Source organism: Methylophaga marina (assembly GCF_030296755.1).
Classification (GTDB): Bacteria; Pseudomonadota; Gammaproteobacteria; order Nitrosococcales; family Methylophagaceae; genus Methylophaga; species Methylophaga marina.
The window spans coordinates 1,691,277-1,717,453 of sequence record NZ_AP027741.1; the positions used below are offsets into that span (position 1 = coordinate 1,691,277).

Below are 26,177 nucleotides of genomic sequence, written 5' to 3' on the forward strand. Positions count from 1 at the left end.
CGTTAATAACGTTGCTTTTTTCTTTTAATCTTTGGGAGTTGAACACTATGTTCAAGAAAAACCTTGCTCTGCTAGGTGCTGCAATGACAATGGCTTTCTCGCCGCTGACATTTGCGGGCGATGTCGATCCTGCTTTACCTGACTATGAAAAAGTGAGTGGTATATCAGGCAGCTTGTCGAGTGTTGGTTCAGACACGTTAGCGAATCTGATGACCATGTGGGCTGAAGAGTTCAAACGTGAATATCCAAATGTCAGTATTCAAATTCAGGCTGCGGGTTCTTCAACTGCGCCTCCTGCATTGACTGAAGGCACATCTAACTTTGGTCCTATGAGCCGCAAAATGAAAGACAAAGAAGACGCGGCTTTTGAAGCAAAATATGGTTATAAAGCAACGCCAATTCGTGTGGCTATTGACGCGCTGGCTGTGTATGTACACAAAGATAACCCAATCGATGGTCTGACTATTCCTCAAGTGGATGCGATTTTCTCTGCAACACGTACATGTGGTTATTCAGAAGATATCACTAACTGGAGTCAGTTAGGTCAGGATTTAGGTAATATTCAGCTATATGGTCGTAACTCAGTTTCTGGTACTTACGGTTACTTTAAAGATAACGCCCTTTGTAAAGGTGACTACAAAAACAGTGTGAATGAACAACCAGGTTCGGCTTCTGTTGTTCAAGGCGTGACTAAATCACTGAACGGTATCGGTTACTCTGGTATCGGTTATAAAACGTCTGGCGTTAAAGCATTGGCATTAGCGAAAAAAGAAGGCGGTGAAATGATTCCGGCTACATTAGATAACGCAGCGAATGGTTCATACCCGCTTTCACGTTACCTGTATGTTTACATCAATAAAGCGCCTAACAAACCATTAGCGCCGATTGATCGTGAATTCGTTAAAATGATTCTGTCTAAAGTGGGTCAAAAAGTGGTCGTCAAAGATGGCTATATTCCACTTCCAGATGCTGTTGTTGAAAAAGAATTGCAAAAGCTGCAATAAAAACAAGCATTTGCTAAGACGAGAGAAGCGCCCCGTTTTTACGGGGCGTTTTTTCTAAATTTATCGCTAAATACACTCCAAATCAGTATGTTTAGCAATGAAGAAAGCAAAAAATAAACTTAAGTGGTATGGCTAGATGCAAGAACAAACCGTCGAGAATAGTGTATTACCAGCGCCTGGCTCCAAAGTAGCAAAGCGCCGCCGTGCCTGGCGTGAAACCAAAGACCGCGTAGCTAAATATGGCGTGGCGGTAGGTGGTATTTCGGTCATCCTCGCTATTGTGCTGATTTTCTTCTATCTACTTTATGTTGTGATGCCGTTATTCCAAGGTGCTAGCCTCAACACCGAAGCCACCTATCACAGCGATACTAAGCCGCCCGTGTTTTTATCTTTGAATGAATACAACACAGTCGCCATGGCAGTTAATGATGATGGTGGTGTCCGTTTTTTTGAAGCACAAAACGGCAATACGATGAACGAGGTCACCTTACCTCTGCAAGGAAAAGTAATCAGTAGTGTCAGTGCTGGTGCAGCCACTACCGGAGTGTTTAGTTATGGCTTTGCTGATGGCCATGCTTTAGTGTTCAAAGAGCGTTATAAGGTCACGTATCCAACCGGAACCCAGCGAGTGATTGTGCCTGAAATCACTTTTCCGCTCGGTGAAAAACATCTCCTCATAGATGATCAAGGTCAGGCAATTGATTTACTTTCCGTTCAGAGTTACGAAGATAAAACGACTTTTGCAGCTTACACTGAAGACAAACGCTTAGTTTTAAAACGTTTCGAAAAAGAAGCTAATTTTCTTGATGACACACAGTTCACTATCACGGAGAAAAAGCACGAGATTGTCGTAGAAGGCGCTAGTCAGTTGACTAACGTTAAGCTCGATATAGATCAACGTGAACTTTATTTGGTGGATGATAGAGGGTTTGTTTATTACTACGACGTACAAAACCTGGATAAGCCCCGATTGATTCAGAAAATCAAAGCCGTACCGACCGGGGTTGATATCACTAGCTTTGAATTTCTGACAGGTGGCATTTCAGTATTGATAGGACGTAGTGACGGTCAGATTGATCAATGGTTTCCTGTCAGGGATAAAGACAATAACTACACCTTACACAATGTGCGGAGTTTTGCTGAACAAAACAGTCCGATTATTGCCATCGCACCGGAACAGGCCCGAAAAGGTTTTGTCACGCTGGATGAAAGCGGCCACTTAGGCATTTACCACACCACGGCTCATCGTACGCTATTGGTTGAGCCATACGTTAATAATAATGCCGTTATTGCTTTATCACCACGGGCCAATGGGCTTATCAGCTTCACTGATAACGGTGATGTAAGGTTGCTGGATATTGATAACGAACACCCTGATATTTCATGGCATTCCTTATGGGAGAAAGTCTGGTATGAAAGCCGTGATAAACCAGAATATATTTGGCAATCCTCTTCGGCCAGTAATGACTTCGAACCTAAATTCAGTTTAACGCCGTTAACCTTTGGCACCATTAAGGCTGCTTTCTACGCGATGCTGGTGGCAGTGCCTCTCGCTATCATGGGCGCTATTTTCACTGCCTATTTCATGTCGCCCCGGATGCGCAGCTTTGTGAAACCTACCATTGAAATTATGGAGGCATTGCCAACCGTTATTTTAGGGTTTTTGGCGGGGCTCTGGTTGGCACCATTGGTTGAAGAACAATTACCGGGTGTCTTTACGTTACTGTTTATGTTGCCCGTCATGATTATTCTCACCGCCTGGGGCTGGACGAAACTTCCCAAGCGCTGGCGTGAGCGTATCCCGGATGGTTGGGAGCCTGCGATCTTAATTCCTATCGTGCTGCTGGTGGGGTATGTCTCGATGGCATCGAGTGGCGCAATTGAATTGTGGTTATTTGATGGCAATATGCCGCAGTTCCTGAATGAGATGGGCATTGATTATGACCAACGAAATTCATTAGTAGTGGGCCTCGTGATGGGGTTTGCAGTGATTCCAACCATCTTTTCGATTACAGAAGACGCTATTTTTGGCGTGCCGAAACATCTGACCATTGGTTCCTTAGCCTTGGGCGCCACGCCATGGCAAACCATGACGCGTGTGGTGCTGCTGACCGCCAGCCCTGGTATTTTCTCAGCGGTGATGATCGGTCTGGGGCGTGCTGTAGGTGAAACCATGATTGTGTTGATGGCCACCGGTAACACACCGATTATGGACTTTAATATTTTCGAGGGTTTCAGAGCGCTATCAGCCAATATTGCTGTAGAAATGCCCGAAGCAGAAGTCGCCAGCTCGCATTACCGGGTTCTGTTCCTGGCGGCATTAGTGTTGTTTTTAGCAACGTTTATTCTTAATACCGTTGCTGAAATTGTGCGTCAGCGTTTACGTAATAAATACAGTTCGCTGTAGTAGGAAATAGAATGAAACAACGTTCTTCAATGAAAATCTGGTTTGATAGCGGTAAGCCCTGGGTTTGGTTAAACGCCGGTGCTGTCAGTATCAGTCTGGTTATGGTAGTGGGGTTAATTGGCCTTATCGCCGTACGTGGATTAAGTCATTTCTGGCCTGCAGATATTGTTGAGCTGACTTATGTGGAACCCGGTGAAGAAAAAGTCATGCTGGTAGGGGAGCGGGTTGATCATGAAACTGTGCCTGCAGCGCGGTTAGCACTATCTGGTGTGCATTTACCCGAAGGCCAGGAAACCGCTAATCGTACTTTATTAAAAATCGGTAACCGTGACTTTTTTGGGCTCGACTTTCGCTGGATTAACGATCCCTGGATAGCTGATACACAAAAACCTGCGGGACTGATGTCGATAGAACGCCGCGAGTGGGGTAATTTCTATGGCTACCTTGTGAATGTAAAGCAACAAGGTGAGGTCGTCGCGGAGGGGGAACAAGCGTGGGATGAGTTTCAGACCCGACTGGCACGCAGCAATGCTTTATTTAGCAAGATAAAAGAGATTGAAAAATCGGAGATTGGCAAAATCAATCATGGTCTTGAAGAGCTACGGATTGATGAACGACGTCTGGAACTGAATGAGGTTGAAAAAGGTAGCGCGCCTTATTTAGAGATAGAAGAAGAGCGCCAACAGCTCAATGCACGCTATGCAAAAATCCGTGTGGAGCTGGATGAACTCTATTCAGGACTGAACCGGGATCAGATTACCGTCAGGATTGCTGATGGTCGTGAAGCAGACATTCCCATGGCAAAAATTGTTCAGGCCTATAAACCCAACGCCATGACAACACTGCAAAAATTGGGACAATATTTCCATAATGCCTGGGAGTTTGTGTCTGGTGAACCTCGTGAGGCTAATACGGAAGGTGGTATTTTTCCGGCTATTTTTGGCACCGTCATGATGGTGATGATTATGTCGGTATTAGTCACACCGTTTGGCGTCGTTGCCGCTGTTTATCTGAAGGAATATGCCAGACAGGGCGCAGTGGTTCGACTCATTCGTATTGCTGTGAATAATCTCGCCGGCGTGCCCTCCATTGTTTACGGTGTATTTGGTTTAGGCTTTTTTGTCTATTTTATCGGTGGCAGCGTGGATGAGCTTTTCTTCCAGGCAAAACTGCCTTCCCCCACATTTGGCTCGCCTGGCTTATTATGGGCGTCACTGACTTTAGCCATCTTGACTGTACCCGTGGTGATTGTGGCGACAGAAGAAGGCTTGTCACGTATTCCTAGAGCAATTCGTGAAGGCAGTCTGGCACTCGGTGCGACCAAAGCTGAGACCTTATGGCGAACGGTATTACCTATGGCTGCACCAGCCATGATGACAGGATTGATTTTAGCCGTAGCGCGAGCAGCAGGTGAAGTGGCACCATTAATGATGGTGGGCGTAGTCAAACTGGCGCCGTCATTAGCGATTGATAATATTGCGCCCTACCTGCATTTAGATCGTCAGTTCATGCATTTGGGGTTCCATATTTACGATGTGGGTTTCCAAAGCCCCAACGTTGAGGCCGCCAGACCGTTGGTGTATGCCACCGCCTTTTTATTGGTACTGATAATTGTTGTGCTGAACCTGGCAGCGATTGGCATTCGCAATCGTCTGCGAGAAACTTATAAAGCAAGTGAGAGTTAAACGATGGAAGCAGTGAAAGAACAGAAAAACGTATCACGAGGTATTGATATTGAATCGATGCAACGCGGTCCTCGTGTGACCTTGGACAATGAAACACTGTGCCTGGAAGTGAAAGATTTCAATCTGTTTTATGGTGATAAGCAGGCATTGCATAACATTAATATGCAGATTCCAAAGAACCGTGTCACCGCGTTTATCGGACCTAGTGGTTGTGGTAAGTCTACCTTGTTACGCTGTTTTAACCGTATGAATGACTTGATTGAATCTGTACGGATGGAGGGTAAGTTATTACTGGATGATATGGAAATTAATTCACCCTCAGTCAATGTCGCAGATTTGCGTCGTCAGGTAGGTATGGTGTTTCAAAAACCCAATCCATTCCCTAAATCGATTTATGAAAATGTGGCGTATGGCCTCAGACTGCAAGGCGTCAATGATCGCTCTACCCTGGATAAGGTAGTGGAAAAATCATTAAAAGGGGCAGCGCTTTGGGACGAAGTCAAAGATCGTCTGCATGAGTCAGCAATGGGCATGTCTGGTGGTCAGCAACAACGTTTGGTTATAGCCCGCGCGATTGCCATTGAGCCCGAGGTTTTATTATTGGACGAACCTGCGTCGGCACTGGATCCACTCTCCACCTTGAAGATCGAAGAGTTGATATACGAGCTCAAGGAGAAGTATACGATTGTGATCGTGACTCATAATATGCAGCAGGCAGCACGTGTTTCAGATTACACCGCATTTATGTATATGGGCGAATTAATTGAGTTTGGTGCCACGGATGAGCTCTTTACCAACCCAAGTAAAAAACAAACAGAAGATTATATTACCGGCCGTTATGGTTAATCGGCGCTGAGGAGAGAAGACATGGTTACAACTACTTCCCAACATATTTCGCAACAGTTCGAGAATGAGTTACAGGATATCCGTTCTCGCGTGTTAGCGATGGGCGGTCTAGTCGAGCAGCAAGTTCATAGTGCAATGGAAGCATTAATTAAAGGTGATGCCGATATCGCTCGTGAAGTGATTGCCAATGACGAAGACGTCAATTTAATGGAAGTGAGCATTGATGAAGAGTGCATTCAGATTATTGCACTTCGTCAGCCAACGGCAGGGGATTTACGCCTGGTATCAGGCATATTAAAAACCATTACCGATTTAGAACGTATTGGGGATGAGTCTGTACGTATTGCCAAAATGGCACTGAATCTGTCTGAAAAGGATCGTCCGAAACATAATTACCGCGAGCTGCAAGCGATGGGTAACCATGTGCGTGGCATGCTGCGTGATGCATTAGATGCCTTTGCGCGATTTGATGTCGATATGGCTTTGCGTGTCGCCAAAGAAGATCGCGAGGTCGATGCGGAATACGAGGCGATTCTTCGTCAGCTCATGACCTATATGATGGAAGATAATCGTGCCGTGACGCGTGTGATTGATATGATGTGGTCTGCGCGCTCGTTGGAGCGTATTGGCGATCACGCGAATAACATCTGTGAACACATCATTTATTTGGTAGAAGGTAAAGATGTACGTCACTTGAGTATTGAAAAAGCCGAACAAGTGATTAAAGGCCAAGTTATTGAATAAAAATCGATGGTTTTTATCGCTTTTTCAAAAGGCCCGGCTGCATTTGAGACCGGGCTTTTTTATGAAAAAAACGATTTAACATTGTCCACCAGCAATCAGCTAGTGCAGAATAAACCTAAAAATGAACTGACAGGTGCTATGCAAGAAACAAATCAAGATGTGCTGGCGGCCGTTGATCTGGGCTCCAACAGCTTTCATATGATCATTGCCCGAATGCGTGATGGTCACTTTCAAGTGGTGGATAGACTCCGGGAAATGGTTCAGCTTCGTGCTGGACTGGATAAACATCATTACCTTTCGCTCGAGGCACAGGAACGTGCCATCGCTTGTTTAGAACGCTTTGGTGAACGCATTAGAGACCTACCCTATGGCAGTGTCAGGGTCGTGGGTACCAACACCTTACGCATCGCTCACAATTCACGCCGCTTTTTACGTCAGGCGCGTCTCGCTCTGGGCCATCCCATAGAAATTATCACTGGTGAAGAAGAAGCGCGTCTGATTTATCTTGGCGTGGCTCATTCGCTGGCTTTTGATGATAGTCGCCGCTTAGTGATGGATATTGGTGGAGGAAGCACGGAGTTTATCATCGGTGATGGGTTTAAAGGCCTGATGCGAGAAAGTCTGGAAATGGGCTGTGTCAGCTTTTCACAAAAGTTTTTTGCTGATGGTAAAACCACAGCAACGCAAATGCAGCATGCCATGCTCGCGGCAGCGAGACGCATTCGCTACATTCAGCGCCCTTATCGTCAAGCAGGTTGGCAAGAAGCGATTGGTGCATCCGGTACGATTCGCACAGTCGCTAATATTTGTAAGGAACAAGGCTGGGCGGACGATGGCATCATTACATCCAAGGCTTTGGAAAAGATGGTGAATCATCTTATCGAAGCTGGCAGTGTTGAAGAGGCGAAATTACAAGGATTATCAGAAGAACGAAATAATGTGATTGCCGGCGGCTTATGTGTGTTGGCTGCAGCTTTTGAGCGGCTTGGTATTGAAAAAATGATCGTATCGGATGGCGCTCTCAGAGAAGGGCTATTATATGACTTGCTCGGTCGTATTCAGCATGATGATGAGCGTGACCGCACGGTGTTGGCATTGATGCGACGTTATCATGTCGATGAAGCCCATGCAGAACGCGTTGCGGTCATGGCAACACAGCTTTATGAACAAGTCGCCCATGACTGGGAACTGGATCATGATGAGTTATTGCACCGCCTACAATGGGCCTGCAAATTACATGAAGTCGGCTTAGCCATCTCTCACAATCAGTTTCATAAGCATTCGGCGTATCTAGTTGAGCATTCTGATTTACCTGGCTTCTCTCGTGAAGAGCAACATGCTTTATCCGTGATGGTAAGAGGACAGCGCCGCTCGTTTCCGAAGAAACATATCAATAAATTACCGGATGAAATGCAACTGACTACGCAACGCCTAACGGTGTTGTTGCGTTTGGCGATGGTGTTTAATCGTGGTCGATCAGAGCGAGCTGATACTTATATTAAATTGAAGCTGGATGGTAAAAAAATGGAACTGGTCTTGCCTGATGGCTGGTTGAAAGAGCATCCACTCACAGAAGCGGATTTAGAGCATGAAGTGGAACAGCTTAGAAAGGTTGATCTGAAATTAAGTGTGATAGCTTGAATTGAGTAAAAAAGGCGTCTCTGCTTAATGAGTTCAGAGACGCCTTATATAGCCTAGCTATTAAAAAGAGTAACTAAGTGCTGTATAGAACGAGCGGCCCATACCTGGAACAGTCACGCCCCACGCAACGCCGTCTGGAGACATGGTTCTGCCTTGGCCAGTATAAGCACCTGATAAAGGTTCGCTGTAGCCCTTATCCAGAACATTATCGATACCAAAATCAACACGTGCTTGCTTCCATTGGTAGCTAGTGCGCAGATTTAATAAGCCATAACCAGACGTTTCTTGCTCATTACGTTCATCATTCACACGATCCTTAGCGGCAACCACTTGCCATTCTGCCGAGTTGTGCCAAGCACCTTTTGCATGCTGCAGTGTGAATGTCGCATTGAGAGGCATGATGTTATAGAGATTATCACCGGTATCCCGGTTTTTACCCCTGACATAACTGAACACCGCTTGCCCGCTGATATGGCCAATCTTGTCATCGTGATAAAGATGTTTAGCTAAAGATAAATCAGCGCCATATAACTTAGCAGAGACATTGTCATACTGCAGGTAAACGAAGTCATCGCTAGTGCTCAGGTTTGATGCTGTACATACAGCCATCATCCCTGTTTGACCGCTACAGCGTTTAGCATCGATAAAGTCATCTACATAGCTGATGTAGGGGGTGAAAGTGATATTCCAGTCTTGCTTCTCAGCGTCATGCCAGTCCGCTGTGAAACTAATGGTATGTGCGACTTCGGGATCCAAGTCTAGATTACCGACATAACCATTGCCATCACCGGCTAAATTCACCATACGCATTGCCATACCGTTGGTTGACCAGGCGTAACGCTCGTAAAGATTCGGAGAACGTGTTTTCTGTGCATAACCAAATTCATAACTGGCGTTATCAGATGGGGTAAAGCGGCCTATCAATGTCAGATCGATATTGTTGTCAGTTTGGCTTTTATCTGCATTGTTGAAAGCAGTAGGGTCATAATTTGTCGAGTTATAACCTTGTACATCGTCGGCATCCATTTTCACTGTTTCATGACGTATGCCTGCTAATGTTGTCCATTTCGATGTCCAGTCCGCTTCCCATTCAGCAAAGACACCATAACGATCACGTTGACCATTGTTAATATTGATAAATGTGTTTGGGGACATCATCATGCCACCTGAAGCTTCCCAGTAGTCATCGAGACGGTAACGTTGGATATCAGCACCAATTCGGTAAAGATCACGCTCATTGGCATTGATCTCAGCTTTAACACTGAAGCCTCGGTTATCACCTTCCGTTTCCATTGGCATACCATAAGCTGGCGGTGCCATCCCTGATTGATATAGAAATTGTTTATCATCACCGAAATCCATTTTGTGATGGGTTTTTTCTCGGTAAAGTGAGGTTTCCAATGAACCCCAGTCAAATAAGCCGTTGTAAATGAAATTAATACTATTACTGCGGTTTTCCAGCATATCCATACGTTGATTAGGGAAACCTTGGTATGGGATATCCTGATGTGTGAGTTTGACTTGTAATAAGTGATTGTCGAGTTTAAAACCAAGGTTCAAAGCATGGTTACGTGTTTCATAAGCGGTTGAGCCGACTTCATCGCCGTCCAACCAACCTCTATCTGAGGCTGCCGGTCCAGCGGCCTTGAAGTTATTCGCCGCATCGTAATTATTGGCTTTGCTGGTTGAGCCAGTATAGTTCAGACTAAAATTATCCGTCGCCAAAGTGGCTGACAAGTTAGCACCCCGTGCATCACCGTTACTACGGTAGAAGGCGCCAATTTCTCCTTTTGACAAAACACTGTCAGCATCTTTAGCAAACTCCGGTTGTTTGCTTTTCGCAATGATGATGCCGCCAATACTATCACCACCAGCACTGACAGGAGTGATGCCTGAATAGACTTTTAACTCAGATAAATTGGTGGGTGAAATATAGGAAAGGGGGGATTCATGTGGTTAGCACAGGCCGAGATTAGGTCCATGCCATCCACTTTAATGCGAAGCCTGTCATCTGCTAAACCACGAATCACCGGCAGACTTGATACACCCCCAGCACCATAGAGTGATACGCCGGGAATACCTTTCAGTAGTGAGGCCGTATCACTTGACTGAGCACGTTTTGATTTAAGTGCTTCCAGATCAAGCCCTGCGCTCTCTTGAGGTAAGGGTTGAATAGCTTGCCCAGAAACGGTGACTTTTTCTAGTTCTTCAACATCATGGCTATGCTCAGCATAGGCAATCGAGGGTAGGACAAAACTCAGCATAATGCTAAGTGACAGGCTGGTACGTTTCATTTATCTTCTCTCTCAGACAACTCAACTTGAAATTGTATGAATTTAGCCCCGTTAAAAAGTGTGGTTTTTCAATGTGCGGTGTGTGAAATGACACAATTTAATGCGAAAACGACGTGATAATGTGAAAATGAATCAAAAATTTAAGAGACAGTTGTAAGCATGGCGGCCATTACTAGTTCCTATATCACGGCTTTTTTACTCGGGTTATTCAGCACCGTTCATTGTATTGCGATGTGTGGTTCGGTGATTGGCGCATTAACGTTGAGTTTGCCTAAAGAGGTCAGAGAGAGTCAGAGGCGAATGTTACCGTTCGTATTTAACTATAACCTTGGTCGAATCCTGAGCTACAGCTTTGCAGGTGTGATCGTCGGCTTATTGAGCTCACCTCTGACACAAATCAATGCACACTGGGTTCTGAGAGTGCTATCTGTCATTGTCATGATTTCAATGGGCTTGTATCTGGCCGGATGGTTTCCTAAGTTTGCCCGTGCTGAGCGTATGGGTGCGCCCTTATGGCGCAGGTTGCAACCAATAGGTCAAAAGCTATTGCCTGTACGCAAAGTCAGTCAAGCATTTTTCCTCGGCATGGTCTGGGGCTGGCTACCATGTGGTCTGGTCTACGCGGCATTAGCTGTAGCGGCAACAGCAGGTGATCCGGTGAAAGGGGGCTTGGTCATGTTGGCATTTGGGGCTGGCACATTGCCCGCGGTGATGGGCGCTGGATTATTTACCGGTATGTTAGCTGCCTTAGGACGTTCAGCAAACTTACGTAAAGCGGCAGGTTTACTGATCATTTTGATGGCAGTTGCGACGCTTTTCTGGCCAATGGAAAGTTTACATGAACACCATGCCATGCCCGACCATCAACATCAGATGCAGGGGTAAGCGTAATGAATGAAATTTTAGGCCAATCGCCTGATTTAACTCACATCTTGCGTACATTACCCATGATTGCTCTAAGTGATGCCAGTGTGTTAATCAGTGGTGAAACAGGCACCGGTAAAGAGTTAATCGCCTTGAGTCTGCATGAGCAAAGTCGTCGTAAAGATAATGCGCTTGTGACCATCAATTGTGCTGCACTACCTACAGAAGATATTGAGCTGGATTTGTTTGGTCGCAGTAATGAACAAGGTGAAGTCACGTTTCGTGGCCGTTTGCTCGCAGCAGAGGGCGGTACCGTTTTTCTCGATGAAGTAGATGCATTGCCACTATCAGTACAGGCAAAAGTCTTACGTTTTCTGGAAGCCGGTGAGTGTCAGTTACAGGGAAGCCATCGTTTGCACGTAGCTGACGTGCGTATACTCGCCGCGACCAGTGCCGATTTGCCAGCTGAAGTGAAGGCGGGCAGGTTCCGGGCTGACTTGTTTTATCGTTTACAGGTGGTACCGATTGAATTACCCGCCTTACGTGAGCGTTCAGAAGATATTCCTCTGCTGATGAAGCATTACCTGAAAGCTTATGCGGGTAATAATGCTGTGGTGCGTTTATCGAAAGAAGCCGAACAAAGTTTTTTACATTATCACTGGCCTGGTAATATCAGAGAGCTACAAAACCTGTGTCAGCGTCTTGCCTTATTGCATGCAGGCGAGTTGTTACAGCCGGGTGATTTACCCAGAGAGATGCGCCCTGAAGTGACCATACAACAGCATCAGTTTCAATTACCGCCCAGCGGCATTGATCTCGCCAAAGTGGAACTGGATTTAATTGAACAAGCGCTTGAGATGGCGGCTGGAAATCGTTCTAAAGCGGCCCGTTTACTAGGAATAAGTCGCGATACCCTATTATATCGGATGCAAAAATATAACCTGTCGCCTTAATGAGGTTGTTTGTCGGAACAAGCAATGCCAAAATCATCAGCAATTTGCAGTGAGAATTGGAGCCTTCTGAGTGAGACAGTATCTGGATTTATGCCAACGTATTATTGACGAAGGCGAGTGGGTGGAAAATGAGCGGACAGGTAAGCGTTGTCTGACCATCATTAATGCTGACCTGGAATATGATGTCGCTAATAACCAATTTCCACTCATCACTACCCGAAAAAGTTACTGGAAAGCGGCTATTGCAGAAATGCTGGGATACCTGCGCGGCTATGATAATGCAGCAGACTTCCGTGCCATTGGATGTCGTACATGGGATGCTAATGCCAACGATAATAAAGACTGGCTAAATAATCCTCACCGCAAAGGTGAAGATGATATGGGGCGGGTTTATGGCGTTCAGGGTCGTCGCTGGCAAAAGCCTGATGGGTCCACCTTAGATCAGTTACAAAAAATCGCCGATGATCTGAAACGCGGTATTGATGATCGAGGTGAAATCCTGACCTTTTATAATCCGGGTGAGTTTGATATGGGGTGTCTCAGACCGTGCATGCATACCCATACCTTTTCTATTTTAGGTGATACGCTGTATTTAACCTCTTACCAGCGTTCTTGTGATGTGCCGCTAGGGTTAAATTTTAATCAGGTGCAAGTGTTCTTTTTACTCAAAATTATGGCGCAGATTTCTGGTCTCAAGCCCGGCAAGGCCTATCATAAGATTGTGAATGCTCACATCTATGAAGATCAGCTGGAGTTAATGCGTGATGTGCAATTAAAACGTGAGCCTTATCCTTCGCCCAGCTTACACATTAACCCTGAGATTCGATCATTAAAGGATCTGGAAACGTGGGTGACCTTGGATGATTTTGAGGTAAAAGACTACCGCTATCATGAGGCTATTAAATATCCGTTTTCAGTTTAAAATAGCTGTGAAATAGGCTTAGGAGATGGGCATGAACAGACCATTGTTGCTCGTATGGCAAGATGAGTTTAGTCAGCAGGTGCCTATTATTGATGAGCAGCATCGTGCCATTCTAGCGACTATCAATTCATTACATTATTTTCTACAGCAAGGGCTGGAGTTTGAGTCCTTATTACCCACTGTTAAGCTTTTGATAAGTTATATCCTGTTTCATTATAAAACAGAAGAGGGCATATTAAATTCAACGGAATACCCAGAACTCAAAAACTATCAACAAGCTATGGATAATCTGATCACTGAATTTAAGGTTGAGTGTCATCACGCTAAACAGCAAAAGCAGCCAGAGCAAGTCCTTATTTTTCTAAAGAATTGGTGGAAAAACCATCTTGAAGAGCATAAAACGATCACACCCTATCTCCATGACTGGAGCGGTGAATATTGTCGTGTCGATAAACAAGAAGAGAGAGAGAAATGAAAAAACAAATGGCTAGGACATTAACGGAATACCCGGTATGGGATCGCATGGTCCGTTGGTTTCATTGGGTAAATGTATTGTCGGTGATTGCATTGATTGCAATCGGGGTCGCTATCTTGAACAGTAAAGCCCTTGGTGTAAGTACAGATGGCAAAATTCTGTTAAAGACGTGGCATGTCTATATTGGTTATGTGTTTGTAATTAATTTAGCTGTGCGTTTGTTTTGGACGTTTATCGGGAACCGGTTTAGTCGTTGGGCAGCCATTTTGCCAGTAGGGAAAAAGTATAAACAACAGCGGCAAATATACCTGGAGAGCATCAACGAGGGTAAGCCGGTGGGGTTTGCAGGACATAATCCTCTGGCACGTTTGATGGTGACCTTGTTATTTATCTTATTAACGGTCCAGGCGGTAACCGGTTTGGTACTGGGTGGCACTGATGTCTATATGCCGCCATTTGGAGAGAGTTTTAAGGCCTGGGTAGCAGAGAGTCCACAGACTGAAGCTTTGGTTGAGCCCTATTCAAAAGAAGGTGTTAACGAAGCCGCTTATCAACAAATGCGAGATTTCCGTTCACCCTTCAAAGAAATACATGAAATCGTATTCTGGTTACTGAGCCTGGCCATCATCTTACATATTCTGGGCGTCGTATATAGCGAGCTTCGGGAACGTAATGGTCTGGTTTCTGCGATGTTTACGGGCAAAAAAGTCTTTAAAGACACGCCAGTAGATTGGGACGAGGATTAGACATGACGAGAAGCGGTGCGTTGTTTGGCGCGCCGCTTTTGCTGCCAGCGTAATAAGCCAGTAATAAATAATATTAACGGCACAAAGCCACTGATAAAGACAATAATCCGCCCAGTCAGTCCAAAGACTTCACCGTTATGTAAAGGGTGTAACCAATTCAGGATTTTATCTCCGGCTTTATCAGCCAACCCATCACGGCTGGCGACAATCTGACCATTGTATGCATTCACCCAAACCTGAGTTCTCGGGAAGCGACGACTGGGTTCGCCCTGTTGATAGAAAACGACGCGCCAACTATTTTTTTGACTACCCGGCGACTCTACCCAGCGTAACTCAGCGTCGGGGAAAACTGTAAACGCTGACTTTACAGCGGCATCTGCTGAGATAACAGGCTTGTTCGCTTTTTCGTGAAGTGAACGAGTCAGATCGGGGCTTGAGGCTAATGGTGAAAAGGTGCGAATAATGTCATGTGTTTGTGTGGGTAGCGCCAACGCCGCTCCCGTTAAGCTCAGCATTAACAGCACAATAAAACCATAACTGCCTGACAAAATATGGAGATCAAACACTTTTTTGGCATAGCTGGAGCGCAGACGCCAAGCCAACACCTGGCGTAATTTTAGCCAGCCTGGCCACCATAGGACCATGCCAGAAATGAGTGATATCAGACTAATCAGGCCGATGGTGCCAATAAAGGTTTTGCCGTTTTTATCTAGTAACAGGGTGTAATGCAGATTGTAGATCCAGGTCATCGCAAACTCGCCCCAGAAGCGTTCACTGGTGACGTCTCGTGTGACAGGATCAAGGGTCACCATTAAAGGTGCAAACATCGAGTCGCGAGTTTCAACTGGTGTGTAATAACGCGCCATGATGGGCCAGCCTGGATGCAATGGTTGTTCAATACGCCAGGAATCCGTTCGTGTTGGAAATTGTTGATGTAACCGATCAAAGACAGCTTGTTGCTGACGGACAGGGGCTGTCGACACCGCTTCGATATCTGGGTTTAACCAGATATCGAATTGCAGATAAAACACCAAAATACTGCCTGTTAGACCTAATAAGACCAGTAATAAACCTATACTCAGTCCAAGATAGGTGTGAATGTCCAGCCACAGCTGTCGGGCTTTTCTCATGCGTAATTAAAAGTCATATTGAATAGAACCATATATTGAACGGCCATCACCGGGCGAATGCATTGATTCTGAGTTCATCCAAACATACTCATAATAGCGGTCAAAAATATTTTTAAGTTCGAGATCGAGTCTGACTTTTTCTGTCAGTGCATAGCTAGCTGATGCATTAACCAAAACGTATTGACCATACTTATTAGTATTGTTTTCCTGATTTAAATAAGCATCATCCTGCGCACTGACCCAAGAAGATAATTTAAGCTTTGGTGTGGCTTGATAGTCTGCGCCGGCATCAATCAAATAGTGTGGTACATGATCAATCTCATTGCCTTTATTAAGTGGTTTATCTGCACCCGCTTTAAGGATTTCAGAGTCTTGGAATGAGGCAGCGAACCAGAGGCCAAGCTTATTAGTGGCTTGTGCATTAAATTGAAAATCTATGCCTCGACGTTGCGTTTTACCGATATTCTCACTGTCATTGTTCGCGTCACCTAACTTGGTTTTAAACTCACCATCAGCGACTTGCTGCCAGACTGCAACGCGTCCATTCAGCCAGTCTGTAGGAGTGAATTTAAGTCCGACTTCCCAACCTTCGTTAATCGATGCATCGAGATCGTTTGATAATGTGTTTTGTTTATAGCTGGCGGCACCAGAAGCGACCTGAAAGGTTTTGCCCCAGTTGGTGTATACAGCATATTGATCATTAAAAGAATAAACGGCGCTCAGCTTAGGTTGATTGATATTACCGTAATCGTTGATATCGCGATGTGTGCCGTTGTCATTTAAGCTGCCACGCACCCTATCAACACGGAAAGCAGGGACAATTTTCAGTTTTTCAGTGGGTTTATAAATGGCCTGGATAAAGCCGCCATAAATATCAAAATCGAAATTCTGGTTACGTGTCTCTGATGTTCGGTTTCGGTCCAGGTCGACGATATAACGACGACTTTCATTATTTTGCCATTCAGCACTCAGGCCGCCCATCAGGCTGAACTCATGCGCCCAGCTCACATCCGGTCGCCAGGTTAAAGTCGTTAAAGCGCCTTTATGTTCTTCTTCGGTTAATCGTTCGTTATGGTTGCCGCCTGCTGCAAAGGTGACATAACGATCTTCATCTAACTCATTTAGATAGGCCTTGCTGGTCCAGAAAAGATTATCCGTGATATCAATATCCAGATGAGCGCTGAATTGGTTCATCATGCGATCACCACCATCTGCCTTGTTATGTGGTCGAGATTGTTCAGGATCATCATGTGCCTCAGCCCGTGTCAGGTAACCCGCTTCTTCACCTTCAGCTTTACCATGTCGCACAATCAAGCCAACTTGGGCACGCCCACTATTGGGTGTGTAAAACCATTTTCCGGAAAAAGTACTTTTTTCAATATCACTATGATGGCGGTAGCGGTTTGAGTTGAGATAACTGATCGCGTAATTCTGCGAGAAGCCATTGTTTTCTATACCACTGACAAACTGTACATTTCGTGTCGCATAGCTGCCATAAGTGACGCGGGCTTTATTATAGTTACCGCCTTGATGCGTATAGATGCCAGCATTACCAGCAATATTATGCAAACCGTAGCGTGGGTCATTCGTGCCTCGTACGACTTCGATACTTTCGATTTCTAGAGGTGTCAGCAATTCCAGATAAGGCATATTGCCGGAGTTCTGATTACTGGGAATACCATCGATGAGGAGTTTTACTGCATTAACTTCACCTTCACCATTAAAGCCACGAAAGGAAATTTTGCCAGACTCATTACCCATACCGAACTGCGTTAACATCACACCTGGCATTTGGTCAAAAAGCTGCCATGTGTAATTGACATTTTGATCTTCAATACGGTCTTGGTTCAGCACATCAACAGATGTCGACAGATTGCGCGAGGTCAATGGCCCCGTGCTATCTGATGATACAACCAGACTGCCCAAGCTCAGACTGGCATCATCAATTAACCTGTTTTCAGCAGCATAGACATTAATGGTTTGACTCAGTAATAAGCCTAGACCGGCTACTTTTATAGACTTCATGATAACTCTCTCATCCGGTTTAACGTAAACCTATCAATCATAGAGAGCCTGAGTTTATTCTAATTAGGTCATTTCACTTGTTAATGAGGCAATTGACATAGTTAGACATGGCCAAGCTGTGCAAGTGAGGTTACATCAGCATCGCCGACGATGATGTGGTCCAGTACTCGGATATCCACAAGGTCAAGTGCAGACTGGATGCGTTTCGTTATGTGAATATCAGCCTGGCTGGGCTCAGCAATACCTGAGGGATGATTATGAGCAAGAATAACCGCTGCAGCATTATGTTGGAGTGCTGACTTGACGACTTCACGTGGATACACACTGGCCCCATCAATCGTGCCACGAAATAATTCGTCAAACTGTAGAAAACGATGCTGATTATCCAGGTAGAGGCAGGCAAAAACCTCATGCGGGTAGGCACGTAAACGCTGTTTTATATAACGCATGGTAGTGTCTGCATCGGTAAATGCATCGCCATGTTTCAGGCTGGATTCTAAATGACGACGGCCCATCTCCAGAACGGCTTGTAATTGCACATATTTTGCCTGGCCAAGTCCATGGCCCTGACAAAACTCTTGCTGATCCGCTTCCAGTAAGCGCCGCAACGATCCAAATTCATGGATGAGTTTGCGGGCTAAGTCGACAGCGGAAAATCCTTTTACACCCGTGCGCAGAAAAATCGCCAGCAGCTCTGCATCAGACAATGCCTTAGCACCTGATAATAAAAGCTTTTCTCGAGGGCGATCATCGGCAGGCCAATCCTTGATTGCCATGATTCACTTCCTTGTTGTTGTTCCTTCCCACACTATATTTGCAGTTATTAGTAAAAACAATCACTTGTATGTACTAATCAGCTAAAAAATAGTATCCTGTGCGCCCTTTGACTTTAGCAGAAACTATGGCTGGCAAACTTTATATCAGAACATTCGGCTGTCAGATGAATGAGTACGATTCATCAAAAATGGCAGAAGTCCTGGCGGCATCTCATCAATTAGAACCCACAGATATCCCTGAAGAAGCGGATGTATTGTTACTCAATACCTGTTCGATTCGCGAAAAAGCACAGGAAAAAGTGTTTCACCAACTCGGTCGCTGGAAACGCTGGAAAGACTCGCGTCCTAATCTGGTTATCGGTGTGGGTGGCTGTGTGGCCAGTCAGGAAGGTGAAGCCATTCGTCAACGCGCGCCGTATGTGGATTTGATTTTTGGACCGCAAACATTGCACCGTCTTCCGGCGATGCTGGAAGAAGTCAAAATCAGCCGCAAACCTAGCATTGATATCTCATTTCCTGAGATTGAGAAGTTCGATAACTTACCCGCCCCGAAAGCAGAAGGACCGACCGCCTTTGTTTCGGTGATGGAAGGCTGCAGTAAATACTGCACATTCTGCGTGGTGCCTTATACCCGTGGTGAAGAAGTCAGTCGTCCGGTTGGTCCTATTCTGCGTGAAATTCGTCAGTTGGCAGCGCAAGGTGTACGCGAAGTCAATCTGTTAGGCCAGAATGTTAACGCTTATCAAGGTGTTATCGAAGGTGATGAAACTGCGGATTTAGCGTTACTGATTCATTACGTGGCAGCCATTGATGGTATTGAACGGATTCGTTTTACCACGTCTCATCCTGTTGAATTTTCTGACAGCTTGATTGAAGCGTTTGCCGAAGTACCTGAGTTGGTGAATCACCTGCATTTACCCGTGCAATCTGGCTCCGATCGTATTCTGACGATGATGAAGCGCGGTCATACTGCATTGGAATATAAAAGTAAGATTCGCCGATTACTGGAAGTCAGACCGAACTTAAGTATGTCGAGTGACTTTATTGTCGGTTTCCCCAATGAAACAGAAGAAGACTTTCAGGCGACCATGGATTTAATCAACGAGATTAAATTCGACCACTCATTCAGCTTTGTTTATAGCGCTCGCCCTGGGACACCGGCTGCGGCATTTGTGGACTCTGTCTCTGAAGAAGAAAAGAAACGCCGTTTGCAAATTATGCAGGATCGTTTGCGTGAGCTGGAAGATGAACATGCGAAAGCGATGGTGGGCACAACACAACGTATTCTAGTCGAGCGCGAAGCACATCGTGGTGGTGGCGATATGGCAGGTCGTACCGAGAATAACCGAGTGGTAAATTTCCCCGGTGACAGCAGTCTTATCGGTCAGTTTGTCGATGTGTATATCGAAGAAGCCTTCTCGAACTCCTTGCGCGGCGAATTAGTCGCTGATAGCGTTGCACTTTAAGCTCATCGGAATTATATAGTGACTCAAACCTCTCAAGCGCTCGATAGCATCAGCTTCGAGCTAAGCCCAGCAGATAATCCTCGCCTTGCCAACCTCTGTGGTCATTTGGATGAACATATTCGAATGATGGAGCGTGGCTTTGGGGTGGAAATCAATAATCGTGGTGTTAACTTTCAGATTATCGGTCCGGCAGACACGCTGACCTTAATTCAGGAAGTGATTCACGACTTGTACGCCGAAACCGCACAGTCAGTGTTAGCGCCTGAACAAATTCACATGGCGATTCGTAAAAGCGGTGGTGAAGATATATCCGCGGCGACAGAACCAGACAAAGAAGTGGTGATTAAAACAAAACGAGGCTTGATTAAAGCCCGTGGCGAAAATCAGCAAGCGTATTTACGCCGGGTCATGACCCACGATATAAACTTTGGTGTGGGGCCCGCTGGTACGGGTAAAACCTACCTTGCTGTGGCTTGTGCCGTGGAGGCTTTGGAGCGTGATTTTTGTCGTCGGATTGTACTGGTCAGACCCGCAGTAGAAGCGGGCGAGCGTCTCGGTTTTTTACCGGGTGATCTAGCGCAGAAAGTCGATCCTTATCTCAGACCATTGTTTGATGCTTTATATGAAATGCTTGGGTTTGAGCGCGTGGCTAAATTAATGGAACGTAATGTCATTGAAGTGGCACCACTGGCTTATATGCGTGGTAGAACACTGAATGAATCTTTCATTATTCTGGATGAAGCGCAAAATACCACCACCGAACAAATGAAGATGTTCCTGACTCGTATGGGCTATAACTCTACTGCCGTTATTACAGGTGATATCACTCAGGTAGATTTACCCGGTTCAACACGCTCTGGTTTACGTCATGCTATTGAAGTATTGAAGGATGTGGACGGCATCGGCTTTACTTTCTTCCAGGCAAAAGACGTTGTTCGACATTCGCTGGTACAAAAAGTCATCTTGGCATACGATAAGGCTGATAAAAAAGCATGAGCGTTGTCGTGGATTTTCAGTGTGTTTATGAAGGCGAAAAGCCAGATGAATCACTGTTTACTCAATGGGCTGAAGCGGCACTATCCGGAGTCAATGAAGACTGTGAGTTGAGTATACGCTTAGTCGATGAATCAGAAAGTGCTGAACTGAACAGTCAGTATCGTGGCAAAAATGGGCCAACCAATGTCTTGTCTTTTCCTTTTGATGCACCCATTAAGTTAGAGCCTCGTTTATTGGGTGATTTAGTGATTTGCGTACCTGTAGTCAGAAAAGAAGCGCAGGAACAAGGCAAGGCAGAGTTACATCACTGGGCACACATGGTGATCCATGGATGTTTACATTTATTAGGTTATGATCATATTGAATCGGATGAAGCGGAACAGATGGAAACATTGGAAATAAATATTCTGCATCAATTAGATATAGCTAATCCCTATGAATGGCAGGGAGTGGATTTATGAGTGAAGGACGACCGAGTCGCTTAGCAAATCAATCCTGGGTGCGAAAGCTCAGTAATTTATTTCTGGAGCCACAAGATCAGGAACAACTGATTGAATTAATTCGTTCAGCATCTGAACGACATATTCTGGACTCAGAAGCGCTATCCATTGTTGAAGGCGCACTAAGCGTGTCACAAATGCAAGCTCGCGATATAATGATTCCTCGCTCACAGGTAGTCATGGTGTCACGTGATGCACCGCCTGAAGAAACCCTGAAACTGGTCACCGAAACGGCGCATTCTCGCTTTCCTGTGATGGATGATGACCGTGATGACGTGATTGGTATCTTGCTTGCCAAAGACCTATTAACCGCTGTGGTGAACAGCGGTGATTTCAATTTTGACCTGCGAGAGATATTACGTCCCGCTGTATTTATTCCTGAAAGCAAACGTTTGAATGTGTTGTTACGTGAGTTTAGGGCTCGCCGTAATCATATGGCCATTGTTGTAGATGAGTATGGTGGTGTGGCAGGTATCGTCACGATTGAGAATGTACTGGAACAAATCGTCGGTGAAATCGAAGATGAGCATGATATCGATGATGATGCGCCGATTCTGCAAAGAAATGAAAACACCTACACCATCAAAGCGTTAACGATGGTCGAAGATTTCAACGAGTTTTTGAAACCGATTGGAGTGATGAAGATTTTGATACCGTTGGCGGTTATGTCGTTAATCAGTTCGGTCACCTGCCTGAACGAGGGGAAGAAATCACGATTGATCGCTTCCAGTTCACCATTTTGCGTGCCGACAATCGTCGTTTATATCTGATGAAAATGGTGATTTTACCACCTGAAGAAGAGCCAGAAGCTGATACCGAATAATGCAAAAAAGTAATAGGCTGACAATGCAGGGTTGGAAAGGAAATATCGTTGCATTCATGGGTGGCGCTATTTTGCCGCTGGCTTTTTCCCCTTTTAACCTATATCCCATTGCCATTCTCAGCCTGATTTTGCTTTTCGCCAGTTGGGATAATACGACACCGAAACAAGCCGCATGGCGCGGATGGTTATTTGGTCTTGGTATGTTTGGTGTGGGTGTGTCCTGGGTGTATGTCGCCATTCATGTTTTTGGCCATACCAGCTGGATTTTAGCAGGCATGCTGACTTTTCTGTTTGTCGCTATCCTGGCTTCTTATCTGGCGTTATTTGGCTGGCTAGTCAAAAAATGCACTTCTCATACATTCACTCTCTTTGATATCGCACTGCTGTTACCCACCATATGGTTTGGCTTTGAATTATTTAAAGCCTGGTTTTTGAGTGGTTTTCCCTGGTTAGAGCTTGGCGTGAGCCAGATCGAAGGGCCATTAGCAGGTTGGGTACCGGTCGTGGGAGTGAATGCTGTGTCTTTCCTGGTGGCCCTGACGGCGAGCAGTTTGTTTATTGTGTTTAAACATAAAAAGCCATTATTCATTATGCCTGTTATCGTCATCTGGGTGGGAGGACAAGGGCTACAGTCTGTTGATTGGACTCAGCCTTCAGGCGAAGCTATTAACACTACGATCGTGCAGGGTAATGTGCCACAGGATGTAAAGTGGAGTCCTGAACAACTTGTCAGCACGCTTGCGCTCTATCAGAAGTTAACTGAGCAACATTGGGACAGCCAACTGGTGGTCTGGCCTGAAAATGCCGTTCCCGCTTTTTATCATCAGCTGAAAGATTTTTATATCGTCCCACTCATTAAGGAAGCGAAACAACATAATACGGATATTTTATTAGGCTTGCCTTTTGAAGATGAAAACGGGCAAGACTATTACAACAGTATGATGGTGGCTGGTGAGGATGCTGGTTTCTACCATAAGCGTCATTTGGTGCCGTTTGGAGATTATGTGCCTTTTGCCTGGTTGAGAGGCTTGATTGCTTTCTTTGATTTGCCGATGTCTGGCTTTGTACCAGGACCAGAGCAACAAAGCTTGTTAAAAGCCTCTGGGCAGCAAGTTGGCATCTCTATTTGTTATGAAGATGTATTTTCACTTGAAGTTTTGGATGCCTTGCCGGAAGCTTCTATTCTGGTGAATGCGACTAATAATGCCTGGTATGGGGATTCATTTGCGCCGCATCAGCATTTACAAATTTCACGAAGTCGTGCCCTGGAGACTGAGAGACCGTTGGTCCGAGCCACGACGAACGGTATTTCAGCATTTGTTGATTATAAAGGCCGTATTCAGTCACAAACGCCTCAGTTTGAGCAGGCAACGCTGACGACAAACATTCAACCAAGGCAGGGAGCAACGCCGTATGTCACTGCGAAGCGTTGGCCAATATTTATTCTGATAGTGCTTATCCTGGCTATTTGGTTTTATTATCGTCGTCAAGCGAGTTTGAGCTAAATATTATGCAGTTACTGACGATTCAGCGCATTCTAGGAATTTTACTGTCACTGTTCAGTATTACCATGCTGCCGCCGGTTTTGGTGTCCTGGTATTACCAGGATGGAGCCAGTAGTGCGTTTTTAACGGCGTTTGTTTTGCTGTTAATCATTGGATTATTGTTCTGGTTACCTGTTAGACACCATCGTAAAGAGCTAAAAATACGTGATGGTTTTATCGTGGTGGTGATGTTCTGGATTGCATTGGGCTTATCTGGGTCACTGCCTTTCTTTTTGACTGAAGTCCCAAAAATGTCGTTTACCGATGCTGTATTTGAGTCGATGTCTGGCTTAACTACAACTGGGGCAACAGTGCTAACAGGACTCGATACACTGCCCAAAGCCGTATTATTTTATCGTCAGTTTTTACAATGGCTAGGCGGCATGGGGATTGTCGTCTTGGCTGTCGCTATTTTGCCCTTATTGGGTGTGGGTGGTATGCAGCTCTATCGTGCTGAGACTCCGGGGCCGATGAAAGATGCGAAACTGACACCTCGCATCACCGAAACAGCCAAGGCGCTCTGGTATATCTATTTATCATTAACCATTGCTTGCGCCATTGCTTTCCGTTTAGGTGGCATGACTTGGTTTGACGCCATTTGTCATAGTTTCTCAACAGTGGCGATAGGTGGTTTCTCCACACATGATGCCAGTATTGGTTTCTTTGATAGCGCCACGATTGAAATGATTACCGTCGTTTTTATGTTGATCTCTGGTATGAACTTCTCGCTACATTTTCTGGCTTGGCGTCATCGTAGTATCAAACATTATTGGAAAGACTCAGAGTTACGAACTTATTTGGCCATTCTCGGTGTTATCTCGGTCGTGACATCCAGTTATCTGTATTTCAGTGGTACCTTTGATAATTTGTGGACTGCGGTCCATCAAGGTGTTTTCCAGACAGTATCTATTGGCACGACTGCTGGTTATACCACTACAGATTATTACCTATGGCCTGGTTTCTTACCTATCCTGTTATTGATGGCAAGTTATATCGGTGGCTGTGCTTTTTCTACGGGTGGCGGCATCAAAGTCATCCGTATTATGTTGCTGTTTAAGCAGGGCTACCGTGAAGTATTACGTCTGATTCACCCTAATGCGGTCTTTGCCATTAAGGTGAATGGTAAAGCCCTACCTGCGAAAGTGGTTGGCGCGGTATGGGGCTTTTTTGCTATGTATGTGTTCTGTTTCAGTATCATGCATTTGTTTTTAATGTCGACCGGACTCGATGTGGTCACGTCATTCTCGGCAGTAACTGCCTGTCTAAATAATCTGGGACCTGGTCTGGGTGAAGTTGGTGCCAACTTTGGTGATATCAATGCTCCATCTAAATGGGTTCTGGCCATGGCTATGTTATTGGGACGCCTGGAAATATTTACATTACTTGTCGTATTAACCCCTGCATTTTGGCGCCGTTAGCTTTGGATGTGCAGAAAAAATGGGATGCCATATATTCAAAGCAGGATGCTGAACTTGCAGCGTCAACGGTTTCACTGGTATTAGAGCAAAATCAACATTTATTGCCGATAACCGGGCTGGCACTGGATCTGGCTTGTGGCCTTGGGGCGAATAGTCTTTTTCTGAGTGAAAAAGGCTTGAAGGTTCACAGTTGGGATATCTCAGCCGTTGCTATTTATCAACTAGATAAAATGGCCTTAAAAAGAAATGCTGACATTCACACCCAACAGCGTGATGTTATCGCTAATCCGCCTGAAGCCAATCTTTATGATGTCATTGTGGTGTCTCATTTTTTGGACAGGGACCTGACGGCAAAGATCATATCGGCGCTCAAACCTGGAGGCATATTGTTTTACCAGACTTTCTGCCTTGATAAGGTCAATGATAGCGGACCTAGCAATCCCGCTTTTTTATTGGCAGATAATGAGTTGCTTAGACTATTTAACGCGCTTAAAGTAAGAGTTTACCGTGAGGAAGCCTTGATTGGACAATGTGATTTAGGTTGGCGAAATCAAGCCATGCTGGTGGCTGAGAAAGTATAAACATAATTTATTATAAATAAACTTGCCTGAAGTCGGGTTGATCTATAAAATAACGCGGTTCTAAAGCTCGTAACCTTATGGTTACAGCAAGATTTTTGCAAACACACATTAACGAGTACAGATATGAAAGCGGATATCCATCCAGATTACACCGAGATCAATGTTACCTGTAGCTGCGGTAACACCTTTAAAACTCGCTCTACACGCACTTCAGACTTGACTCTGGATGTGTGTTCAGAATGCCACCCGTTCTACACTGGCAAACAAAAAATGTTAGACACGGCGGGTCGTGTTGATAAATTCCGTCAGAAATACGGTAAATAATCTGTCGGAACCA

General features: G+C 45.3%; 23 protein-coding genes and 2 pseudogenes. 20 read left to right on the plus strand and 5 right to left on the minus strand.

The window, feature by feature from the left end; all coding sequences use genetic code 11:
• The first annotated feature begins 47 nt into the window (after positions 1-47).
• The 6 genes from QUE24_RS08725 (at position 48) to ppx (ending at position 8,327) form a co-directional block, all read left to right on the plus strand.
• Entirely contained in the window at positions 48-1,004 is a 957-nt protein-coding gene (locus QUE24_RS08725; RefSeq protein WP_286303470.1) for a PstS family phosphate ABC transporter substrate-binding protein, read from the plus strand.
• A gap of 136 nt (positions 1,005-1,140) precedes the next feature.
• Positions 1,141-3,411 (plus strand): ABC transporter permease subunit, encoded by a 2,271-nt coding sequence (locus QUE24_RS08730; protein ID WP_286303471.1) that lies wholly within the window; start codon positions 1,141-1,143, stop codon positions 3,409-3,411.
• 11 nt (positions 3,412-3,422) lie between these two features.
• Positions 3,423-5,096: a phosphate ABC transporter permease PstA gene (pstA, locus tag QUE24_RS08735; RefSeq protein ID WP_286303472.1), complete on the plus strand. Its 1,674-nt coding sequence runs from the start codon at positions 3,423-3,425 to the stop codon at positions 5,094-5,096.
• Between the two features lie 3 nt (positions 5,097-5,099).
• A complete protein-coding gene (gene pstB / locus QUE24_RS08740) occupies positions 5,100-5,942 on the plus strand; it encodes a phosphate ABC transporter ATP-binding protein PstB (RefSeq protein WP_286303473.1) in 843 nt (280 codons plus the stop codon).
• A gap of 21 nt (positions 5,943-5,963) precedes the next feature.
• Positions 5,964-6,686 (plus strand): phosphate signaling complex protein PhoU, encoded by a 723-nt coding sequence (gene phoU / locus QUE24_RS08745; protein WP_286303474.1) that lies wholly within the window; start codon positions 5,964-5,966, stop codon positions 6,684-6,686.
• Positions 6,687-6,788: 102 nt separating this feature from the next.
• Positions 6,789-8,327 carry an exopolyphosphatase gene (ppx, locus tag QUE24_RS08750; RefSeq protein ID WP_286303475.1) on the plus strand — a complete coding sequence of 513 codons (1,539 nt, stop codon included), beginning with the start codon at positions 6,789-6,791 and terminating at the stop codon, positions 8,325-8,327.
• Positions 8,328-8,387: 60 nt separating this feature from the next.
• Here ppx and QUE24_RS08755 read toward each other — a convergent pair whose 3' ends face one another.
• Both QUE24_RS08755 and QUE24_RS08760 read right to left on the minus strand, forming a co-directional pair.
• Positions 8,388-10,124 carry a TonB-dependent receptor gene (locus QUE24_RS08755; protein ID WP_286303476.1) on the minus strand — a complete coding sequence of 579 codons (1,737 nt, stop codon included), beginning with the start codon at positions 10,122-10,124 and terminating at the stop codon, positions 8,388-8,390.
• A 107-nt stretch (positions 10,125-10,231) separates the two neighbouring features.
• Positions 10,232-10,621, minus strand: a complete 390-nt coding sequence (locus QUE24_RS08760) for a TonB-dependent receptor plug domain-containing protein (protein WP_286303477.1) — start codon at positions 10,619-10,621, stop codon at positions 10,232-10,234.
• Positions 10,622-10,780: 159 nt separating this feature from the next.
• Here QUE24_RS08760 and QUE24_RS08765 point away from each other — a divergent pair, with 159 nt between their 5' ends.
• The 5 genes from QUE24_RS08765 (at position 10,781) to QUE24_RS08785 (ending at position 14,581) form a co-directional block, all read left to right on the plus strand.
• The gene (locus tag QUE24_RS08765; RefSeq protein WP_286303478.1) at positions 10,781-11,506 is read left to right on the plus strand and encodes a sulfite exporter TauE/SafE family protein; all 726 of its coding nucleotides are present in this window, start codon (positions 10,781-10,783) and stop codon (positions 11,504-11,506) included.
• Positions 11,507-11,511: 5 nt separating this feature from the next.
• Positions 11,512-12,438 carry a sigma 54-interacting transcriptional regulator gene (locus QUE24_RS08770; protein WP_286303479.1) on the plus strand — a complete coding sequence of 309 codons (927 nt, stop codon included), beginning with the start codon at positions 11,512-11,514 and terminating at the stop codon, positions 12,436-12,438.
• A gap of 70 nt (positions 12,439-12,508) precedes the next feature.
• Complete coding sequence (locus tag QUE24_RS08775; RefSeq protein WP_286303480.1) at positions 12,509-13,360, plus strand: thymidylate synthase; 852 nt, start codon at positions 12,509-12,511, stop codon at positions 13,358-13,360.
• A gap of 31 nt (positions 13,361-13,391) precedes the next feature.
• Positions 13,392-13,835 carry a hemerythrin domain-containing protein gene (locus tag QUE24_RS08780; RefSeq protein WP_286303481.1) on the plus strand — a complete coding sequence of 148 codons (444 nt, stop codon included), beginning with the start codon at positions 13,392-13,394 and terminating at the stop codon, positions 13,833-13,835.
• On the plus strand, positions 13,832-14,581 hold the full coding sequence (locus QUE24_RS08785) for a cytochrome b/b6 domain-containing protein (protein WP_286303482.1): 750 nt from the start codon (positions 13,832-13,834) through the stop codon (positions 14,579-14,581). Before QUE24_RS08780 ends, QUE24_RS08785 begins: the two co-directional genes overlap by 4 nt.
• On the opposite strand, the gene QUE24_RS08790 is transcribed toward QUE24_RS08785, so the two are convergent.
• The 3 genes from QUE24_RS08790 to radC all read right to left on the minus strand — a co-directional run bounded on the left by QUE24_RS08790 (position 14,578) and on the right by radC (position 18,512).
• Positions 14,578-15,711 (minus strand): PepSY-associated TM helix domain-containing protein, encoded by a 1,134-nt coding sequence (locus QUE24_RS08790; RefSeq protein WP_286303483.1) that lies wholly within the window; start codon positions 15,709-15,711, stop codon positions 14,578-14,580. The genes QUE24_RS08785 and QUE24_RS08790 overlap by 4 nt on opposite strands.
• A 6-nt stretch (positions 15,712-15,717) precedes the next feature.
• Positions 15,718-17,736 carry a TonB-dependent receptor gene (locus QUE24_RS08795; RefSeq protein WP_286303484.1) on the minus strand — a complete coding sequence of 673 codons (2,019 nt, stop codon included), beginning with the start codon at positions 17,734-17,736 and terminating at the stop codon, positions 15,718-15,720.
• 101 nt (positions 17,737-17,837) lie between these two features.
• Positions 17,838-18,512: a RadC family protein gene (gene radC / locus QUE24_RS08800; RefSeq protein WP_286303485.1), complete on the minus strand. Its 675-nt coding sequence runs from the start codon at positions 18,510-18,512 to the stop codon at positions 17,838-17,840.
• Between the two features lie 125 nt (positions 18,513-18,637).
• On the opposite strand from radC, the gene miaB reads away from it, so the two are divergent.
• The 9 genes and pseudogenes from miaB (at position 18,638) to rpmE (ending at position 26,164) form a co-directional block, all read left to right on the plus strand.
• Entirely contained in the window at positions 18,638-19,978 is a 1,341-nt protein-coding gene (miaB, locus tag QUE24_RS08805) for a tRNA (N6-isopentenyl adenosine(37)-C2)-methylthiotransferase MiaB (protein WP_286303486.1), read from the plus strand.
• A gap of 18 nt (positions 19,979-19,996) precedes the next feature.
• A complete protein-coding gene (locus tag QUE24_RS08810; protein WP_286303487.1) occupies positions 19,997-20,974 on the plus strand; it encodes a PhoH family protein in 978 nt (325 codons plus the stop codon).
• Entirely contained in the window at positions 20,971-21,435 is a 465-nt protein-coding gene (ybeY, locus tag QUE24_RS08815; RefSeq protein WP_286303488.1) for an rRNA maturation RNase YbeY, read from the plus strand. Before QUE24_RS08810 ends, ybeY begins: the two co-directional genes overlap by 4 nt.
• A pseudogene (locus QUE24_RS15925) lies at positions 21,432-21,923 on the plus strand (CBS domain-containing protein); the annotation flags it as partial. The gene ybeY and the pseudogene QUE24_RS15925, both read left to right, overlap by 4 nt.
• Before the next feature lie 215 nt (positions 21,924-22,138).
• Positions 22,139-22,297, plus strand: a pseudogene (locus tag QUE24_RS15930) (transporter associated domain-containing protein); the annotation flags it as partial.
• A complete protein-coding gene (gene lnt / locus QUE24_RS08825; protein WP_286303489.1) occupies positions 22,297-23,802 on the plus strand; it encodes an apolipoprotein N-acyltransferase in 1,506 nt (501 codons plus the stop codon). The pseudogene QUE24_RS15930 and the gene lnt, both read left to right, overlap by 1 nt.
• A 5-nt stretch (positions 23,803-23,807) precedes the next feature.
• Entirely contained in the window at positions 23,808-25,259 is a 1,452-nt protein-coding gene (locus QUE24_RS08830) for a TrkH family potassium uptake protein (protein WP_286303490.1), read from the plus strand.
• An 8-nt stretch (positions 25,260-25,267) separates the two neighbouring features.
• Entirely contained in the window at positions 25,268-25,840 is a 573-nt protein-coding gene (locus QUE24_RS08835; protein ID WP_286303491.1) for a class I SAM-dependent methyltransferase, read from the plus strand.
• Positions 25,841-25,963: 123 nt separating this feature from the next.
• Positions 25,964-26,164 (plus strand): 50S ribosomal protein L31, encoded by a 201-nt coding sequence (rpmE, locus tag QUE24_RS08840; protein ID WP_007143969.1) that lies wholly within the window; start codon positions 25,964-25,966, stop codon positions 26,162-26,164.
• Positions 26,165-26,177: the final 13 nt, after the last annotated feature.

Coding starts and splice junctions, on each gene's coding strand:
- pstA (WP_286303472.1), top strand. CDS start 3,423: ATGAAACAACGTTCTTCAATGAAAATCTGGTTTGATAGCGGTAAGCCC.
- QUE24_RS08830 (WP_286303490.1), top strand. CDS start 23,808: ATGCAGTTACTGACGATTCAGCGCATTCTAGGAATTTTACTGTCACTG.
- QUE24_RS08795 (WP_286303484.1), bottom strand. CDS start 17,736: ATGAAGTCTATAAAAGTAGCCGGTCTAGGCTTATTACTGAGTCAAACC.
- miaB (WP_286303486.1), top strand. CDS start 18,638: ATGGCTGGCAAACTTTATATCAGAACATTCGGCTGTCAGATGAATGAG.
- QUE24_RS08790 (WP_286303483.1), bottom strand. CDS start 15,711: ATGAGAAAAGCCCGACAGCTGTGGCTGGACATTCACACCTATCTTGGA.
- QUE24_RS08770 (WP_286303479.1), top strand. CDS start 11,512: ATGAATGAAATTTTAGGCCAATCGCCTGATTTAACTCACATCTTGCGT.
- ybeY (WP_286303488.1), top strand. CDS start 20,971: ATGAGCGTTGTCGTGGATTTTCAGTGTGTTTATGAAGGCGAAAAGCCA.
- QUE24_RS08765 (WP_286303478.1), top strand. CDS start 10,781: ATGGCGGCCATTACTAGTTCCTATATCACGGCTTTTTTACTCGGGTTA.
- QUE24_RS08725 (WP_286303470.1), top strand. CDS start 48: ATGTTCAAGAAAAACCTTGCTCTGCTAGGTGCTGCAATGACAATGGCT.
- QUE24_RS08760 (WP_286303477.1), bottom strand. CDS start 10,621: ATGAAACGTACCAGCCTGTCACTTAGCATTATGCTGAGTTTTGTCCTA.
- rpmE (WP_007143969.1), top strand. CDS start 25,964: ATGAAAGCGGATATCCATCCAGATTACACCGAGATCAATGTTACCTGT.
- radC (WP_286303485.1), bottom strand. CDS start 18,512: ATGGCAATCAAGGATTGGCCTGCCGATGATCGCCCTCGAGAAAAGCTT.
- phoU (WP_286303474.1), top strand. CDS start 5,964: ATGGTTACAACTACTTCCCAACATATTTCGCAACAGTTCGAGAATGAG.
- pstB (WP_286303473.1), top strand. CDS start 5,100: ATGGAAGCAGTGAAAGAACAGAAAAACGTATCACGAGGTATTGATATT.
- lnt (WP_286303489.1), top strand. CDS start 22,297: ATGCAAAAAAGTAATAGGCTGACAATGCAGGGTTGGAAAGGAAATATC.
- QUE24_RS08730 (WP_286303471.1), top strand. CDS start 1,141: ATGCAAGAACAAACCGTCGAGAATAGTGTATTACCAGCGCCTGGCTCC.
- QUE24_RS08785 (WP_286303482.1), top strand. CDS start 13,832: ATGAAAAAACAAATGGCTAGGACATTAACGGAATACCCGGTATGGGAT.
- QUE24_RS08780 (WP_286303481.1), top strand. CDS start 13,392: ATGAACAGACCATTGTTGCTCGTATGGCAAGATGAGTTTAGTCAGCAG.